Here is a 1579-nt window from a genome sequence, read left to right on the forward strand (position 1 = left end):
CTAGGAGTCTGGGCAGCAGAACATTTTGAGCCAACTCCAATCGCCTCCCAGCGGCTGGCAGCGACGTAGGCTGTGGTGAACGCACTCACCGCAGCCGATCTCTATGGCGCGGTTGAAGCAGCCCAACCACGCTCAGAAGTCGCAGCCGGCACTTTGCCTCGCATTTCCCGCCTCACCCCACCTGAATGGCCCCCATTCTGCGCAGGTTCAGCGCCATGCACACGAGCTTGAACTCGGCTTTTGCCTTCTCCAAACCGCGCATGCTGAACTGGCGGAACCCCAGCACGTTCTTGATCCAGCCGTTGGGCGGCTCGGCGATCCACTTGCGCTTGCGGTAGTCCTTCTGGCCTTGTTCGGTTTGCAACTTGGCCGCCATGGCCACCGTGTACGGGTAGCGGTTTGCGTCTTTGGGCGTAGCCCGTGCCTTGCCTTCGCGTCCCAATGCAATCACCAGTTCGGTATCCGGATAGACCTGGGCCAGCTTGGCCATTACGGCTTCACTGCGGTAGCCGGCATCGGCCAGGACTTGTGCTGGCTGTACACCCGTGTGGGTCTGGACCGCATCCAGCACCATGGGCAGTTGCTGTACATCTGCGCTGGTGTTCACCACCTCGGCGGCCACAATGATGTGGGCTGTCTCGTCCACTGCGGTCTGGGCGTTGTAGCTGTAGTCAAAGCCGCCACCTGCGCGCTTCATGATGCGGCTGTCGGGGTCGGTGAAGCTGTCCTGGGCTTTGGACTCGGGGATGCCGAAGTCGCGTTGGTAGGGGCGGCCTGCTTTGGGCTTGCCGTCTTTGTCGCGGGGATTGCGCCCATCGCCGTGGCTGCGGCCGCGCTGTGTATCGGCTTGGGCTTGGCGTGCCTCCAGCCGGGCCTTGGCTGCTTCAATGGCGGCCAGCCGAGCTTGCCTGCGCTCTAGCTCTGCGGGGATGTCCAGCTCGGGCTCGTTCTTCTCGGCCTCATCGGTGTGGGCCGCCTTATGCAGCAATGCGGCTATCTGGGCTTTGAGTTCAGTCTCGGCGGTTTGCATGCGCGCGTAGCTCATGGCTTTGTGGCGGCTGGCGTTGGCTTTGATCTTGGTGCCGTCTACAGCGATGGTGCCTAGTTTGACCAGACCCATCTCCCGGGCCAGGCGCACGACTTGGGTGAAGAGTTCGGTGAACTCACCCAGGTGTTGGGCCCGAAAGTCCCGGATTGTGCGGTGGGCGGGGAAGTTGTGCGCTGCCAGCACCCGAAAGGCGATGTCTTCATGCAACCTGCGGGCGATCTTGCGTGAGCTAAAGCACCCTGTGGCGTAAGCGTAGACCAGAACTTTGACCATCATGGCCGGGTGCAGGGGCTGGTTGCGGGAGCCACCGCTGGCGTAGCGTGCGTGAAAGGCGCTCAGATCCAGGCTGTCTACGGTGTCGCTGATGAAATAGGCTAGGTGGCCCTGCGGGAGCCAGTCTTGCAGGGCTGGCGGCAGCAGTTGCTGTTGTTCGGGGTGGTAGGCGACGTAGCTGGTGCTCATTCTTGAACACAGCAGGCTTCGTGCCAGCTTTCATCCCCCGAGGCGGGTTTCTGCCGCCCAGACTCCTAG

The 1579-nt window shown here is 62.3% G+C and carries 1 protein-coding gene; it reads right to left on the reverse strand.

What is annotated here, in order from left to right:
- Window positions 1-172: 172 nt before the first annotated feature.
- Window positions 173-1510, reverse strand: a complete 1338-nt coding sequence (locus J8G26_RS19045) for an IS1182 family transposase (RefSeq protein WP_086910894.1) — start codon at window positions 1508-1510, stop codon at window positions 173-175.
- Window positions 1511-1579 lie beyond the last annotated feature (69 nt).

Source organism: Acidovorax sp. JG5 (genome assembly GCF_017939685.1).
In the GTDB taxonomy this organism is placed as follows: Bacteria; Pseudomonadota; Gammaproteobacteria; order Burkholderiales; family Burkholderiaceae_C; genus Acidovorax.

Bases quoted from the DNA above. Each gene is read 5' to 3' on its own strand.
- J8G26_RS19045 (WP_086910894.1), bottom strand. From the start codon at position 1,510: ATGAGCACCAGCTACGTCGCCTACCACCCCGAACAACAGCAACTGCTG.